The sequence below is a fragment of the Tenacibaculum finnmarkense genome (assembly GCF_900239185.1).
Lineage (GTDB): Bacteria > Bacteroidota > Bacteroidia > Flavobacteriales > Flavobacteriaceae > Polaribacter > Polaribacter finnmarkensis.
This window is the reverse complement of sequence record NZ_OENA01000038.1, coordinates 85017-99673: the sequence shown is the minus strand read 5'-3', so window position 1 is coordinate 99673 and position 14657 is coordinate 85017. Positions and strand designations below refer to the sequence as shown.

Below are 14657 nucleotides of genomic sequence, written 5' to 3'. Positions count from 1 at the left end.
TAATAATATTATTCCATTTTTTGATGTGCTTCTAAATCTTTAGTCAGGTCTAATTTACGCAAAGTAGGATTTAAAATCCCTGTGGTAATTACCGTAATTAATGTCATGGTTCCACCAAAAACAACAGCGGTTACTGTACCCATTAATTTTGCGGTTACGCCACTTTCAAAAGCGCCTAATTCGTTGGATGAGCCTACAAACATAGAATTAACCGAAGCAACTCGACCACGCATATGGTCGGGTGTTTTTAGCTGTAAAATGGTTTGACGAATAACCATGGAAACTCCATCGGTAACGCCACTGAAAAATAATGCTACAATTGATATCCAAAAAATAGAAGACAGCCCGAAAACTATAATACAGGTTCCAAAACCAAAAATTGCGGCTAATAATTTTAGTCCTGCATTTTTACTTATCGGAATATAAGCGGTGACCAACATGGTTAAAAAAGCGCCAATTGCTGGGGCGGCTCGCAATGCGCCAAAACCTTCTGGTCCTACTTTTAAAATATCTTGTGCATAAATAGGTAATAATGCCACCGCGCCGCCAAATAATACCGAAATCATATCTAAAGTGATGGCTCCTAAAATGGCTTTTGTTTTAAAGACGAAATGAATTCCTTCTTGTAAACTTTTTAAGATTGGTTCGCCTATTTTAGGGTTTAAAATAGGTTTTTTAGGGATAAAAAAGACCATCAAAAATGAAAATAACACCAAGCTAAAAACAATACAAAGTGACCAGTGAACACCTATCCATGAAATAGTAAACCCAGCAAAAGCAGGCCCTAAAACCGATGCCATTTGCCATGTAGAACTGCTCCAAGTGGCGGCGTTTGGATATAATTTTTTAGGCACAATTAAACCGATTAACGAAAAGATTGTAGGACCAAAAAAAGAACGTAAAAGTCCTCCGAAAAAAACCAAGCCGTAAATGGCATATAAAATGGTGTTTTGTTGCCAATCCGCTACAAAACTAGGAAGTGTTAAAAAAAACAAGCCCAAACTTATCAATGAAAAAATACCGATACAAAGTGCTAGTAAATTCCGTTTTTCTTTCTGATCAACAATATGCCCTGCAAATAATGCCATCGATACTGCTGGAATTACTTCCATTAAACCTATAATACCTAATGATAATGGGTTTTTAGTAATGCTATAAACCTGCCACTCTATGATTATAAATTGCATCGACCAGCCAAAAACTAACGCAAAACGCACTAAAAGAAATAGGTTAAATTCTTTAATTCTTAACGAAGCGTAAGGATCGTTTTTTTGCTGATTTATTGACATTTTTTGATGTTTTTATACTCGGCTATTAATTTAGTTTTAAATCCATCAAAATAGCAAAAGTTTCGTTAACATCTTCTTCTTTTACTACAATGGTCATTTCATGTGTGGTTGAAATTATTTCTTGTACGGCAATATTTGCCCAAGCAAATTGCTTTAAAATAAAATAATAAATACCTGATTGCTCTAAATTATCTTTTGGTAACTTAATGGTTATAGACGCTAAATCGTTTACGTTATTTATTAAGGTTTCTCGTTTAAAAATTTCTTCAACATAGGTTCGTAAATTTTTACTTGTAACAATATTCGTTTCAAAAATACCCTGTGAAACTGTTAAAAAATAATCATTACTATCGGCCGATTTACTTAATATTTTAGCGATTTCTCTTAATAAAGAAGACGTGTTTTTAAAGGTAAAATCACACAAGTCTGACCGAACAATTACATCGCCTAAATTAAGGGCTAATTTTTTAATGTTTTTACGTACTCTTAATTCATTTGCTGGTGATAACCTATTAATTGCCATCATAACAGCGCCTACTTTTACATCTTTTTTAAGCAATTTAGACACCTCTGGCAATACAACCCTTGCTAAAGAAGATACGTTTATCAATTTTTCATTTAAAGCTTCTTCTATAAAAGGTGTTTTTCTTATAGTAATTTCAACAGCTTCTTGAATTGTTTTCATTTTTGTTTAATTTTAAACAAAAATACTTAAAATATAACCAATAGTAAAATTTATCTAAAACATTTAAATTGTTTATTTTTAATACAAAACAGGTGTTAATCAGATTTTTAAGTTATGTTTGTTTCTTATTTTGTATTAATTATTTATTAATCAAATAACAAAAACTGCGGTGATTGATGAATTTTATTCTTTTTATTAAGAGAGATTATTTTATTAAATGCAAACAACTAATCTAATCTATTTGTTAACTTCAAAAATTCATCTTTCGCTTCTTTTTTTCCGTATAACACGTTATATACCGCTTTTATAATAGGGGCATTGGCATCAATTTTTTGATTGATTTCGTAGGCACTTTTTGTAGCGTAATATCCTTCGGCAACCATGCTCATTTCCATTTGTGCCGATTTTACCGTGTAGCCTTTACCAATCATATTACCAAACATTCTATTTCTACTAAAAACTGAGTATCCTGTAACTAATAAATCACCTAAATAAGCCGAATCGTTAATATTGCGATTCATTTGATCTACTTTTTCAATAAAGCGTTTCATTTCACGAATACCATTACTCATTAATACTGCCTGAAAATTATCTCCATAGCCTAATCCATGTGCAATACCTGCTGCTATAGCATAAATGTTTTTTAACATTGCGGCGTATTCTGTACCGATAATATCATCAGAAATTTTTATTTTAATATAACGGCTGGCAATAAATTGACTTAAATGTTCTGCCTTTTTTCGATCTTGACACGCAATTGTTAAGTATGATAAACGCTCCATAGCAACTTCTTCTGCATGGCAAGGACCTGTAAGAACTCCTATATTTTGGTAGGGAATATTAAAGTTTTTATGAAAGTGTTCCCCTACAATTAAGCCTGTTTCTGGCACAATACCTTTAATAGCGGAAAAAACTATTTTATCTTGTAATGAAACGGATAATTTGTCTAATGCTGTTTTTAAAAACGCCGAAGGAATTGCAAAAATTAAAACGTCATAATTTTCAGCGATATAGTTCATATCGTCAGACAAATCTAACTGTTCGGTATTAAATTCTGCGGAGCTTAAATAACTAGGGTTGTGTTTGTTTCTTTTTATATGCTCGATAGCATAGGCACTTCGCATATACCAACCGATAGTTTCTAGGTTTTCAGATAACATTTTTACAATGGCTGTAGCCCAACTTCCGCCGCCTAAAACCGCTATTTTAGTTTGCTTATTCATAGTATAGTTTGATTAATGCGCTAAATTAATAAATCTATACCCTTCTAGTAAAAGTTATGAGTATTATATTTGAATTTTGAAAACTTTTTATAAAAAAATATGAATATACAACTAATAAATAAGTCGAAACATCAAACACCAGCTTACGAAAGCCAAGCTGCTGCAGGGATGGATTTACGTGCAAATTTAAATGAGCCCGTGGTTTTAAAACCCCTGGAAAGAGCCATTATAAAAACAGGATTATTTATCGCATTGCCTATTGGTTTTGAAGCGCAAGTACGCCCAAGAAGCGGGTTGGCAGCTAAAAAAGGGGTTACTGTTTTAAATGCTCCAGGTACTATTGATGCTGATTATCGTGGTGAAATTGGTGTTATTTTGGTGAATTTATCTAACCAAGATTTTACTGTAAATGACGGTGAACGTATTGCGCAATTAATTATTGCAAAACACGAACGTGCAGTTTGGCAAGAAGTAACAATTTTAAATGAAACCGAACGTGGCGAAAATGGTTTTGGTAGTACTGGTGTTTAATTGGTATCTAAATTTTTAGCCCCGATTGAAGCATTTGTTTGAGCTCTTTTTTTGATTTTATCTTCAAAAAAAAGCGAGTGCAGAAAGCGGGAAATTGCTTCTAAAAAAACAAAAACCTGTTGCAAAAATATTACAACAGGTTTTTTTAGCTATTTAAAATATCAAAATTATTTTGATTATTCTTGATTTTCAATCGCCGCCTTTATTTTAGTTTCTAATTCTTCTGCCAATTCAGGATTATCTTTAATTAAACCTTTTACAGCATCTCTACCCTGTCCTAGCTTTGTTTCGCCGTAGCTAAACCATGAACCACTTTTTTTAATGATACCATATTCTACACCAATATCTAAAATTTCACCAACTTTTGAAATTCCTTTACCATACATAATATCAAATTCTGCAATTTGAAATGGTGGCGCTACTTTATTTTTTACAATTTTAACTTTCGTACTGTTTCCAATAACTTTATCGCCATCTTTAATTTGTGTTCTACGACGGATATCTAAACGTACAGAAGCATAAAACTTTAAAGCATTTCCCCCTGTAGTTGTTTCAGGATTTCCGAACATTACCCCAATTTTTTCACGTAATTGGTTGATAAAAATAACCGTACATTTTGTTTTACTAATTGTACCAGTTAATTTACGCAATGCTTGCGACATTAAACGGGCATGTAATCCCATTTTAGAATCTCCCATTTCACCTTCAATCTCCGATTTTGGTGTTAATGCTGCAACAGAATCAACCACTACAATATCAACAGCTCCTGAACGGATTAAATTTTCGGTAATTTCTAAGGCTTGCTCCCCATGATCTGGTTGAGAAATAATTAAATTATCGGTATCAACACCTAAATTTTCAGCATAAAAGCGGTCAAAAGCATGTTCTGCATCAATAAAAGCGGCAATACCACCAGCTTTTTGAGCCTCTGCAATAGCGTGCAATGTTAAGGTTGTTTTTCCTGATGATTCTGGTCCGTAAATTTCAATAACTCTTCCACGAGGGTATCCACCAACGCCTAAAGCTAAATCTAATCCTAAAGATCCTGATGAAATGACTTCCATTTCCTCTACCTTAGTGTCGCCTAATTTCATTACTGCTCCTTTTCCGTAAGTTTTATCTAACTTATCTAAGGTAAGTTGAAGCGCTTTTAATTTCGCTTCTTTTTCTTTATCTGCTGCCATAAATCGTGCTGTTTTTTTGCTATTTATATTAAAGTAATAGTGGCTAAGTTATGAAAAACTACTTTTATCTTAGCAGCTTTTTTGGCATCTTTTTAATGCTACATTTTGTAATATTGTTTTTTTAATTTTCAATAAAAATGAGTGCGAGTATTCTTTTAAAAAACAGCCATAGTTTAGCAACTATATATAAAGGTGAGCTAATTAGTTTTATCATTAATAATGAAGAACTAATACATTCGAAAGATTCACCTGGTTGGAATGCTTCGGATATTGAAATGTTTCCGATTATTGGTCCTACAAAATTAAATGACTTTTCTGTTGATACGCCTAATGGAATTGCCAAACAAGACCAACATGGTTTATTAAGAGAACTTAATTACAAGCTTATTTCTAGCGATAAAACTTCGGCAGTTTTTGAAAAAAAATATAAAAAAAACACGCTGATAAAAAATTCTAAATTTCCTGAAAAATCGACACAAGAACATTTATTTTGGACCTATGATTTTATCTTTAGAAAAATTATTTCGCTTGAAAAATCAGCTATAAAAATAGCTTTTGAAATTATTAGTGATAAAAAAATGCCTTATATGTTTGGCTATCATCCGAGTTTTAAACTGTCTGGTTTTGCTGATGAAATTATAAAAACAAAAAATAAAGAAATTAGCATATCGGAAATTTTAAATGTAGGTTCGGCAGCTTATAAAGTTTTAAATACCAACGAAATTAATTTGATAAAAAAAGAGGGGAGTAGTATAAAAATTAGCAGCAAAAATTTTGATAATTTTATGTTATGGACTCCTGTTAAAAATATGGTTTGCATAGAACCTATTACACAATATCCGTTAGCAGAAGCTGCTGAAAATTCGATAAAAAACAGCAGAATAAGTAGCGGTAACGATTTCTTTTCAGTAACAATTAGCACCCTATAAATACCTTATGATACACCGTCATTTTATTATTCATAAACCTTATGGTTATCTTTCTCAATTTATTACCAACGAAACCAAAAGAAAGAAAAAAATGCTAGGCGAATTATTTGATTTTCCTGAAAAAACAATGGCAATTGGTCGTTTAGATTTTGCATCCGAAGGACTTTTATTTTTAACTACCGATGGAAAAGTAAGCGCCGAGGTTCGCAGTAAAAAAGTAGAAAAAGAATATTACGTACAGGTAGATGGAATCATAACGCCAGTAGCACTCGAAAAACTACAAAAAGGCGTAGAAATTGGGGTTGATGGTCAAAAATATACCACACTTCCAGGGAAAGCTTCTACCTTAAAAACACCTAATTTTCCTAATAGATCTCAAAAAATAAGAGATGATCGTCATGGTCCTACAAGCTGGGTTAGTATTGTAATTTGTGAAGGGAAATTTAGGCAAGTTCGTAAAATGACCGCCGCTGTGGGCTTTCCAACATTGCGTTTAATTAGGGTTCGTATTGGAAATATTCTTTTAAATGATATGGAATCGGGAGCTGTAATTGAAACCCAAACCTTATTATAAGCAATCTAAATTGATGTAACTATTTGTGTTTTTTTAACGTAGTATTTTATGTAAATTTACAGTGTTATTACTAATATTTCACATTAAATTTTACACTATGAGAGATAATTCAAACACTTTTATTTATATAATAGCCAGTATTATTATACTGCATTTTTTGGTTGGTTTTGGTTATTTAATTTATAAAATGACTAAAAAACCAGCTTCCCAAAAAGAGGATGAAAAAGAATTGAAAAATGCTGAAAATGATAAAAAAAACTAACAAATAAAAAACAGCATGATATTAATTGCAGATGGTGGCTCTACAAAGGTAGATTGGGTTGCTTTAAATAGTAGCAAAAAAGAAGTTTTTAGAGTGCAAACACTGGGTTTAAACCCCAATATTTTATCTAAAAAAAAGTTATTAACAATTCTTGAAAACTGTGCCGATTTAAAAAAATATCAAAAAGCTATTAAAAAAATTTATTTTTATGGCGCTGGCTGTGGTACAGATACCCCTAAAAATATTTTAACCGAAGTTTTAATTGATTTTTTTTCGGCAACAACAAATGTTTCTGTTCAAGAAGATATTTTAGGAGCGGTATATGCTACTTCAAAAAATAAAAAAGCCATTGTTTGTATTTTAGGAACAGGTGCAAATAGTTGTTATTTTGACGGTAAAAATATCACTTATATTTCAGCATCTTTGGGCTATTTAGTGATGGATGAAGCAAGTGGAAATTATTTTGGTAAAAAATTACTTAGAGATTTTTTCTATAAAAAAATGCCTGCTGAAATAGCACATAATTTTGAAAAAGAATTTAATTTAGATCCTGATTTTATAAAACAAAATTTATATCAAAACCAAAGTCCAAATAGATATTTAGCAACTTTTGCTAAATTTATGTTTTCTTATAAAGAAACGCCATATATTCAAAAATTAGTGAAAAAAGGATTTCAGCAATTTTTTAAATATCATGTTTTAGCGTATCGTAAAAACAAAGATACTCCGGTGTATTTTATCGGTTCTATCGCATTTTATTTTAAAGATATTTTAGAAGAAGTTGCCTTCAAAAATAAGATTAAAATTACCGAAGTTATTAACAAGCCTATTGGTAATTTAATAAAATATCATCAAAAATTTTAAAGAAAATTTCCTGCTATTATTAAATAATTACTTCTCTAAAAATAGCAGGAAATAATGATATTTTTTATACTGTTTTCATTTTAACATGTGGTATTTCATCTTCTAAATATTCTTTTCCTTCTTTAATAAACCCATGAGATTCATAAAATTTTATTAAATATTTTTGAGCTGAAATAGTAATTTTAGTAGAATTATAAGTATCGTAAACAGCTTGTTTAGAAGCTTCTATTAAAAAATGACCGTAGCCATGTGCACGCTCCTTCTTTTTAACAAGTACCCTACCAATACTTGGCGTTTCAAAATATTCACCGCTATTAAATAAACGTGTGTACGCTATAATTTTATCTTGCTTTATTCCTAAAACATGCAAGGCATATTGGTCTTTATTATCAAGATCTTGATACACACATTTTTGTTCAACAACAAAAACTTCAGAGCGCAATTGTAATATTTGATACAATTCTGATGTTGTTAATTCTGTAAATTTTTTGATTAAAAAATTCATTTAAAATATTTTAATTTATAATCATTATAAACTATGATAAACAATCACAAGCTATTTTATGAACTCTATCGGCATGTCTTCCACCTTCAAATTCGGTATTTAAAAATATAGTTACAAAACCTAAAGCTTGTTGTAATGATACAAAACGAGCTGGAATTGTTAAAATATTGGCATTATTATGTTGACGTGTTAATTGTACTAATTCATTATTCCAACATAAAGCTGCACGTACACCTTGGTGTTTATTTGCTGTCATTTGTGCACCATTACCGCTTCCGCATAAAATAATTCCCATTTCAGCTTGCTGCGTTTCTACAGCTTCAGCGGTTGGGTGAATAGCGTCTGGATAATCCATACTATTAGTATCATTTGTTCCAAAATTAATCACCTTATGCCCTAGTTTTTCTAAGAGTTTTATAATTTCGAATTTATACTCGGTACCGGCATGGTCATTTCCAATGGCTATTGTCATAATTTGTTGATTTTAATTTAGTTGTGTACTACAAAAATACAGCAAATCAGGGTTATCAACAGTAATTAACAATGCTTTTTTAAGGATAAGCAATAAATAACTAAAAATCAACGATTTAGAAATACCGGGCAAATGTTAATAAGTAAGCGTATCTTTTTAAAACTTTTTTTGTTTATTCCAATTATTTTTACAATACAAAAACAATTTTAACATATGCAACTTTTTTTATTAGAATTTAATAAACATTTATCAACACTAAATTAACCTCTTGTTAACAATCAAACTAGCTAAAGTTATTAAGAATTATTAGTTGTTAACAGTTATTAACAGCTGTTGATAACTTTGTTTAAGTGCTAAAAACCAACAAGTTAAATACATGATAACCTGTTGATAATATTTAATAAGTCATATTACCAAAAATAATAGCAAATACTTATTGTACTTATTAACACACTATAATAACAAACATCTTTTTTTAAAAATTTAAAGAGAAAATATATATAATATAATAAATGTTAATAACCTTATAAAGAAATAACAATTCAAAAAAATTAGAAATAACTAATAACCGTATTAATTAGCTTTAAAGCTTGTTTAAAATTCTTCTAAAAAAAGAAGTATAACAAGCAAAAAATAACCGTCACAGATACTATTAGCTATTTTTATATATATTTGCGGTATAACACTGTTAAATTACATAATGTAGTTACTTCTCCACTAACAGAAATTTAATTGCTACAGCCTTATTAAATAGCCTATCTAAATATTTAATAAAATTATAGGAATAGCCTTAAAAGCAAAACAACTAACTATTTTTATGGTGTAAAAATTGCTCAATTTCTTCTTGATTTTTAGGAAGGATTTTTTAGATAAAATATATTGAGTTTTAAAAATCATGATGATATCATAAATAATAATGTAAAAATTAGCCCAAAACAATAAATTGGTAACACTTATTTAATAAAAAGTGTCGTAAAATAAATTGTATTTTGGTGATAATTAACAAAAGACGAAAGATTAATGACTCGAAAGAAAAAAATATATAAAAAAAAGGGAAAAGTAATTAAAGACTTAACCTTAAAAATTTTCAAAATATTAAAAGAAGACACTTCTAAAACATATAATTATAAACAGATTGCCAGTAAAATGGATATTTCTGATTCTGATGGAAAAAGCCAAGTACTTAAAAAATTAGTAGAATTACACGAAACAAAAAAAATTAAAGAAATAGATCGCGGAAAATATCAAATAAATCAAGATCGTAAATATCATATCGGTACTTTAGATTTAACAGCGAATGGAAATGGGTATTTTATGTCAGATGATTTTGAAAAAGACATCTTTATGCCCGCTATTAATTTAGGAAAAGGATTGCATCAAGATACCGTAAAAGTTTTTGTTTATAACAAAAGACGATCTTCGAAATTAGAAGCCGAAGTTGTTGAAATAATCGAACGTAAAAAGACTGAATTTGTTGGTATTTTACAAATGAATAAAAGTTTTGGTTTTGTATTGCCAGACAGTCAAAAAATGTCGGTAGATTTATTTGTTTCTCAAAATAAATTAAACGGCGCAGAAGATGGCGATAAAGTAGTCGTGCAAATGACAGATTGGCCAGAAAATTCTAAAAATCCATTCGGAAAAATTACACAAGTTTTAGGAAAACCTGGTGAACATGAAACTGAAATTCATTCTATTTTATTAGAATATGGATTGCCGTATGAATTTCCAGAAGAAATTGAAAAAGAAGCTGAAAATTTACCATTAGAAATTACCGAAGCTGAAATTTCAAAGCGTCGTGATATGCGTAAAGATTTAACATTTACCATTGATCCTAAGGATGCTAAAGATTTTGATGATGCCTTATCATTTACAAAATTAGAAAATGGAAACTACGAAATCGGAATTCATATTGCCGATGTTTCGCATTATTTACAGCCAAAAACGAGTTTAGATGATGAAGCTTATGACAGAGCAACATCGGTTTATTTGGTTGATAGAGTAGTGCCAATGTTACCTGAAATGTTAAGTAACGGAGTTTGTTCATTACGCCCAAACGAAGAAAAATTAACTTTTTCGGCAGTTTTTGAAATGAATGAAAAAACACAAATTGTAAACCAGTGGTTTGGTAGAACAGTAACTTATTCTGATCAGCGTTTTGCTTACGAAGAAGCGCAGTCAATTATTGAAAACTGTACATTATCCGAAGAAATTAAAGCCTACGAAATGCCTGCGGATATTTCAATTACGGATGAAAGTTATCAAGTAATTCCAGAAATAGTTGAAGCGACCTTAAAATTAGATGAATTAGCCAAAAAATTACGTAAAAAACGTATGAAAGCAGGCGCAATTTCATTTGATAGAGTAGAAGTGAAGTTTGATTTAGATGAAGATGCAAATCCTGTGGGAGTTTTCTTTAAAGAATCGAAAGATGCTAATAAATTAATCGAAGAATTTATGTTATTAGCCAATAGAAAAGTAGCCGAATTTATTGGTTTTTCTAAAGGAAAAGAAACAAAAAACACGTTTATATATCGTACACACGATGAACCAAATATTGATAAATTAGCTTCTTTACAGAACATTATCAACAAGTTTGGGTATAAAATAGATACCGAAACTAAAGAAAAAACATCGCAATCGTTAAATAAATTATTAGCCGATGTTCAAGGGAAAGGTGAAGCCAATATGGTAGAAACTTTAACGATTCGTTCGATGAGTAAAGCAGCTTATACAACTCAAAATATTGGACATTATGGTTTGGCTTTTGATTATTATTCGCATTTTACATCACCAATTCGTCGTTATCCTGATGTAATGACACACCGTTTATTACAACATTATTTAGATGGCGGAACATCTCCTAAATCAGCTGAATATGAAGTAAAATGTAAGCACTCTTCACAAATGGAAGAATTAGCTGCAAAAGCGGAACGTTCTAGCATAAAATATATGCAAATAAAGTACATGAAAGACCATCAAGATGAAGAATTTGAAGGGGTTATTTCAGGGGTTACTGAATGGGGAATTTATGTTGAAATTAGCGCAAATAAGTGTGAAGGAATGGTGCGAATTAGAGACATAAAAGATGATTATTATGTTTTTGATGAGAAAAAATATGCTGTGGTTGGGCAATCGTCTAATAATGAAATTCAATTAGGAGACACGGTTGTTGTAAAAGTAAAAAATACCGATTTAGAACGTAAACATTTAGATTTTCATTTAGTATCTCATTAATTTATAGTCACTACTGCAATAAAAACCAGTATTTGACTTTATAGTGTTGGTACAATTATTGAATGTATCAAGTAACTAATTAATTATTATGATTAAAAAAATAATCTTTTTAAGTTTGATTTTGATGCCATTTTTAGCAGCTGCTCAAACAACGATTACAAAAAAACTCGGTGAATTTACCCAGGTAAAAGTATTTAACGGTATTGATGTATTTTTAGTGAAATCTACAGAAAATAAAGTAGTTATAACAGGAGATAAAGCAGATAAAGTAACGGTTAAAAGTAAAAATAACAGGTTAAAATTATCGTTGAAATTCCCTGAAACAACTGCCGATGGTACGGTTAAAATAACGCTTTATTACCAGTCAGAATTAGATATAATTGATGCGAATGAAGGTGCTACAATTACCGCAAAAATAATGGAACAGCCAGCTATTGAAATAAAAGCACAAGAAGGCGCTTTTATTAATATGGTTGTTAAAGTGAAACATTTAACGGTTAAAAGTTCATCGGGAGCAGTTATTAAACTCTCAGGGTCAACTAAAAACCAAAATGTAGCGGCTAATTTAGGTGGCATGTATCATGGATATAATTTAAAGGTAACCGATTTAAATTACGTTCGAGTAGGTTCAGGAGCTAAAGTTGAAGTAAATGCTGGCGAAACATTAGATGCTAAAGTTTCTTTTGGAGGTTCTATTTTTTACAAAGGAACTCCCGAAATTTTGAAAGCAAAAAAAGTAATCGGTGGAGTAATTGAACAGCGAATTTAATTTAGTATCTTTGTACTGTAAAATTTAATAAAGATGATTTCACTTAGTATATTTTTAGGAATGATTGGACCATTGCAAATAGCCTTGGTAGTTGGATTAGCATTATTAATGTTTGGAGGAAAGAAAATTCCAGAATTAATGAAAGGTTTAGGTACAGGAATCAAAGAGTTTAAAGATGCCACTAAAGCCGAGGAAGAAGTAGACGAAAAAGGTGAAAAAACAGAAGAAATAAAAACTTCTTCTAACGATAAAAAATAAAAACAGCAGTATCATAGCTAAAAAAAAACCGAAGCATTTGCTTCGGTTTTTTTCGTTTATAGAGTAAAATATAATTTTTAAAATTTAATAGCCGTCCCTGAGGTTGTTACCATGATCATTCCGCCTTTAGCTCCTAAGGTTTCATAATCTAAATCTACTCCAACAATAGCATCGGCACCTAATGCTTCAGCTCTTTCTTGCATTTCTTTTAAAGAGGTATCTTTTGCTTTGCGCAATACTTTTTCATAAGAACCTGAACGTCCGCCAACAATATCTCTAATTCCTGCAAAAAAATCTTTAATAAAATTTGCCCCAATAATTGTTTCACCAGTAACAATTCCTAAATAGGCTGTTGCTGGTTTATTTTCAATAGTGGGTGTTGTAGTTACAATCATACTATGATGCGTCTTTTTTAAGGTTTTTACTTTCCTTCATACTTTCGCCTATTTGATTTGTAGCAGCAAAACTAGCGACCATATCATTTAACATAGAACTTGCTGCATTCGGGTTGTTTGGAAGTAAAATCAGGTTACTATTTGTATCGGCACCAATAGATTGTAAGGTATCGTAATGTTGGGTAATTACAATTAATGCCGATGCTTCTTGCGAGTTAATTCCTGCTCTATTTAAAACCTCTACGGATTCTTCTAAACCACGTGCAATTTCTCTACGCTGATCTGCAATACCTTTACCTTGTAAACGCTTGCTTTCTGCTTCTGCTTTGGCTCTTTCAACAATTAAAATACGTTGTGCATCTCCTTCATATTGAGCAGCTGTTTTTTCTCTATCAGCAGCATTAATACGGTTCATAGCTTCTTTTACTTGCGCATCAGGATCAATATCGGTAACTAATGTTTTAATGATATCATATCCGTAAGTCATCATTGCTTCATTTAATTCTGATTTTACAGCAATGGCTATATCATCTTTTTTTAAGAAAACATCGTCTAAAATCATTTTAGGAACTTCGGCACGAACTACATCAAATACATACGAAGTAATTTGATCGTGAGGATAATCTAATTTATAAAATGAATCATAGACTTTTTCTTTTATAACCTTATATTGAACAGATACTTTTAGTTTTACAAAAACATTATCTAAGGTTTTTGTTTCAATAATTACATCTAATTGCTGAATTTTTAAACTTAGTTTTCCTGAAATTTTATCAACTAAAGGAATTTTTAAATGCAAACCTGATTGACAAATTCTGTGAAATTTACCAAAACGTTCAAGGATTGCCGCAGATTGTTGTTTGACGGTAAAAAATGATTTGAAGAAAATAAATAGTCCAATAATTATTATTGGATACAAATAATTAAACATAGTTTTAATTTTTTTAGTTAGTAATTTTTAAGCATTGGTTAAAGATACTATTTATAATAGATACTTATAGGAGGTTTTTCTTTAGTTTTGTTACAAATTTTTTATTCAAAAATAATTTAAAAATCAATTATATGGAAATTATTCAACAACACGGAACAGCTATTTTAATTTTACTTTTTTTAATCGTTACTTTTTTACAATCGGGTATTGATAAGGTTTCTGATTGGAGTGGAAATGTTGCTTTTATCAAAGAACATTTTAAAGATTCGCCTTTAAAAAATTCAGTACCACTTTTATTGATGGTAATTTTAGTGATGGAATTAATTGCAGGAGCTTTTATGTTTATCGGAATTTTTAATTTGATAACAATGAACGATGCTAATTTAGCATTATTAGGAGTTCAAATTTCGGCACTCTGTTTAATTTTTCTTTTAATAGGACAGCGATTGGCTAAAGATTATGCTGGAGCAATGTCGTTAGCAGTTTATTTTATCGTAACAGTTTTAGGAATGCATTTACTAAGTAATTAAGCTTGATTATTTAAATTAT

At 30.4% G+C, this 14657-nt stretch carries 17 protein-coding genes; 9 read left to right on the top strand and 8 right to left on the bottom strand.

What is annotated here, in order from left to right; genetic code table 11:
- Positions 1–8: 8 nt before the first annotated feature.
- From AQ1689_RS04285 to AQ1689_RS04275, 3 genes are all read right to left on the bottom strand, one after another.
- Positions 9–1289: an MFS transporter gene (locus AQ1689_RS04285; protein WP_101955293.1), complete on the bottom strand. Its 1281-nt coding sequence runs from the start codon at positions 1287–1289 to the stop codon at positions 9–11.
- 25 nt (positions 1290–1314) lie between these two features.
- Positions 1315–1974 (bottom strand): hypothetical protein, encoded by a 660-nt coding sequence (locus AQ1689_RS04280; protein ID WP_058886187.1) that lies wholly within the window; start codon positions 1972–1974, stop codon positions 1315–1317.
- Positions 1975–2201: 227 nt separating this feature from the next.
- Complete coding sequence (locus AQ1689_RS04275; RefSeq protein ID WP_101914007.1) at positions 2202–3197, bottom strand: NAD(P)H-dependent glycerol-3-phosphate dehydrogenase; 996 nt, start codon at positions 3195–3197, stop codon at positions 2202–2204.
- Positions 3198–3296: 99 nt separating this feature from the next.
- On the opposite strand from AQ1689_RS04275, the gene dut reads away from it, so the two are divergent.
- Positions 3297–3728, top strand: coding sequence for a dUTP diphosphatase (gene dut / locus AQ1689_RS04270; RefSeq protein WP_101914006.1), 432 nt, complete (start codon positions 3297–3299; stop codon positions 3726–3728).
- A gap of 176 nt (positions 3729–3904) precedes the next feature.
- On the opposite strand, the gene recA is transcribed toward dut, so the two are convergent.
- Positions 3905–4912, bottom strand: a complete 1008-nt coding sequence (gene recA / locus AQ1689_RS04265) for a recombinase RecA (protein ID WP_101955292.1) — start codon at positions 4910–4912, stop codon at positions 3905–3907.
- 137 nt (positions 4913–5049) lie between these two features.
- Here recA and AQ1689_RS04260 point away from each other — a divergent pair, with 137 nt between their 5' ends.
- From AQ1689_RS04260 to AQ1689_RS04245, 4 genes are all read left to right on the top strand, one after another.
- Positions 5050–5841 (top strand): aldose epimerase family protein, encoded by a 792-nt coding sequence (locus AQ1689_RS04260; protein WP_101955291.1) that lies wholly within the window; start codon positions 5050–5052, stop codon positions 5839–5841.
- Between the two features lie 7 nt (positions 5842–5848).
- Positions 5849–6415: a pseudouridine synthase gene (locus tag AQ1689_RS04255; RefSeq protein WP_180947527.1), complete on the top strand. Its 567-nt coding sequence runs from the start codon at positions 5849–5851 to the stop codon at positions 6413–6415.
- 97 nt (positions 6416–6512) lie between these two features.
- On the top strand, positions 6513–6677 hold the full coding sequence (locus AQ1689_RS04250; RefSeq protein WP_180947526.1) for a hypothetical protein: 165 nt from the start codon (positions 6513–6515) through the stop codon (positions 6675–6677).
- A gap of 15 nt (positions 6678–6692) precedes the next feature.
- Positions 6693–7541: an N-acetylglucosamine kinase gene (locus AQ1689_RS04245; RefSeq protein ID WP_101914003.1), complete on the top strand. Its 849-nt coding sequence runs from the start codon at positions 6693–6695 to the stop codon at positions 7539–7541.
- A 64-nt stretch (positions 7542–7605) separates the two neighbouring features.
- Here the strand turns inward: AQ1689_RS04245 and AQ1689_RS04240 are convergent, their stop codons facing one another.
- Positions 7606–8046, bottom strand: coding sequence for a GNAT family N-acetyltransferase (locus AQ1689_RS04240; RefSeq protein WP_101955290.1), 441 nt, complete (start codon positions 8044–8046; stop codon positions 7606–7608).
- A gap of 31 nt (positions 8047–8077) precedes the next feature.
- The gene (rpiB, locus tag AQ1689_RS04235; RefSeq protein ID WP_101914001.1) at positions 8078–8518 is read right to left on the bottom strand and encodes a ribose 5-phosphate isomerase B; all 441 of its coding nucleotides are present in this window, start codon (positions 8516–8518) and stop codon (positions 8078–8080) included.
- Positions 8519–9538: 1020 nt separating this feature from the next.
- Between rpiB and rnr the strand changes: the two genes are divergently transcribed.
- The 3 genes from rnr (at position 9539) to AQ1689_RS04220 (ending at position 12782) form a co-directional block, all read left to right on the top strand.
- Positions 9539–11755, top strand: coding sequence for a ribonuclease R (gene rnr, locus AQ1689_RS04230; protein WP_101955289.1), 2217 nt, complete (start codon positions 9539–9541; stop codon positions 11753–11755).
- An 88-nt stretch (positions 11756–11843) separates the two neighbouring features.
- Positions 11844–12524, top strand: coding sequence for a head GIN domain-containing protein (locus AQ1689_RS04225; RefSeq protein ID WP_239786126.1), 681 nt, complete (start codon positions 11844–11846; stop codon positions 12522–12524).
- Between the two features lie 33 nt (positions 12525–12557).
- Complete coding sequence (locus AQ1689_RS04220) at positions 12558–12782, top strand: Sec-independent protein translocase subunit TatA/TatB (RefSeq protein ID WP_058883957.1); 225 nt, start codon at positions 12558–12560, stop codon at positions 12780–12782.
- Positions 12783–12859: 77 nt separating this feature from the next.
- Here the strand turns inward: AQ1689_RS04220 and AQ1689_RS04215 are convergent, their stop codons facing one another.
- Positions 12860–13177 carry a heavy metal-binding domain-containing protein gene (locus AQ1689_RS04215; protein ID WP_101955287.1) on the bottom strand — a complete coding sequence of 106 codons (318 nt, stop codon included), beginning with the start codon at positions 13175–13177 and terminating at the stop codon, positions 12860–12862.
- Between the two features lies 1 nt (position 13178).
- Positions 13179–14108, bottom strand: coding sequence for an SPFH domain-containing protein (locus AQ1689_RS04210; protein ID WP_101913997.1), 930 nt, complete (start codon positions 14106–14108; stop codon positions 13179–13181).
- Positions 14109–14239: 131 nt separating this feature from the next.
- On the opposite strand from AQ1689_RS04210, the gene AQ1689_RS04205 reads away from it, so the two are divergent.
- Positions 14240–14638, top strand: coding sequence for a DoxX family membrane protein (locus tag AQ1689_RS04205; RefSeq protein ID WP_101913996.1), 399 nt, complete (start codon positions 14240–14242; stop codon positions 14636–14638).
- Positions 14639–14657: the final 19 nt, after the last annotated feature.

Coding starts and splice junctions, on each gene's coding strand:
- AQ1689_RS04285 (WP_101955293.1), bottom strand. CDS start 1,289: ATGTCAATAAATCAGCAAAAAAACGATCCTTACGCTTCGTTAAGAATT.
- AQ1689_RS04280 (WP_058886187.1), bottom strand. CDS start 1,974: ATGAAAACAATTCAAGAAGCTGTTGAAATTACTATAAGAAAAACACCT.
- AQ1689_RS04275 (WP_101914007.1), bottom strand. CDS start 3,197: ATGAATAAGCAAACTAAAATAGCGGTTTTAGGCGGCGGAAGTTGGGCT.
- dut (WP_101914006.1), top strand. CDS start 3,297: ATGAATATACAACTAATAAATAAGTCGAAACATCAAACACCAGCTTAC.
- recA (WP_101955292.1), bottom strand. CDS start 4,912: ATGGCAGCAGATAAAGAAAAAGAAGCGAAATTAAAAGCGCTTCAACTT.
- AQ1689_RS04260 (WP_101955291.1), top strand. CDS start 5,050: ATGAGTGCGAGTATTCTTTTAAAAAACAGCCATAGTTTAGCAACTATA.
- AQ1689_RS04255 (WP_180947527.1), top strand. CDS start 5,849: ATGATACACCGTCATTTTATTATTCATAAACCTTATGGTTATCTTTCT.
- AQ1689_RS04250 (WP_180947526.1), top strand. CDS start 6,513: ATGAGAGATAATTCAAACACTTTTATTTATATAATAGCCAGTATTATT.
- AQ1689_RS04245 (WP_101914003.1), top strand. CDS start 6,693: ATGATATTAATTGCAGATGGTGGCTCTACAAAGGTAGATTGGGTTGCT.
- AQ1689_RS04240 (WP_101955290.1), bottom strand. CDS start 8,046: ATGAATTTTTTAATCAAAAAATTTACAGAATTAACAACATCAGAATTG.
- rpiB (WP_101914001.1), bottom strand. CDS start 8,518: ATGACAATAGCCATTGGAAATGACCATGCCGGTACCGAGTATAAATTC.
- rnr (WP_101955289.1), top strand. CDS start 9,539: ATGACTCGAAAGAAAAAAATATATAAAAAAAAGGGAAAAGTAATTAAA.
- AQ1689_RS04225 (WP_239786126.1), top strand. CDS start 11,844: ATGATTAAAAAAATAATCTTTTTAAGTTTGATTTTGATGCCATTTTTA.
- AQ1689_RS04220 (WP_058883957.1), top strand. CDS start 12,558: ATGATTTCACTTAGTATATTTTTAGGAATGATTGGACCATTGCAAATA.
- AQ1689_RS04215 (WP_101955287.1), bottom strand. CDS start 13,177: ATGATTGTAACTACAACACCCACTATTGAAAATAAACCAGCAACAGCC.
- AQ1689_RS04210 (WP_101913997.1), bottom strand. CDS start 14,108: ATGTTTAATTATTTGTATCCAATAATAATTATTGGACTATTTATTTTC.
- AQ1689_RS04205 (WP_101913996.1), top strand. CDS start 14,240: ATGGAAATTATTCAACAACACGGAACAGCTATTTTAATTTTACTTTTT.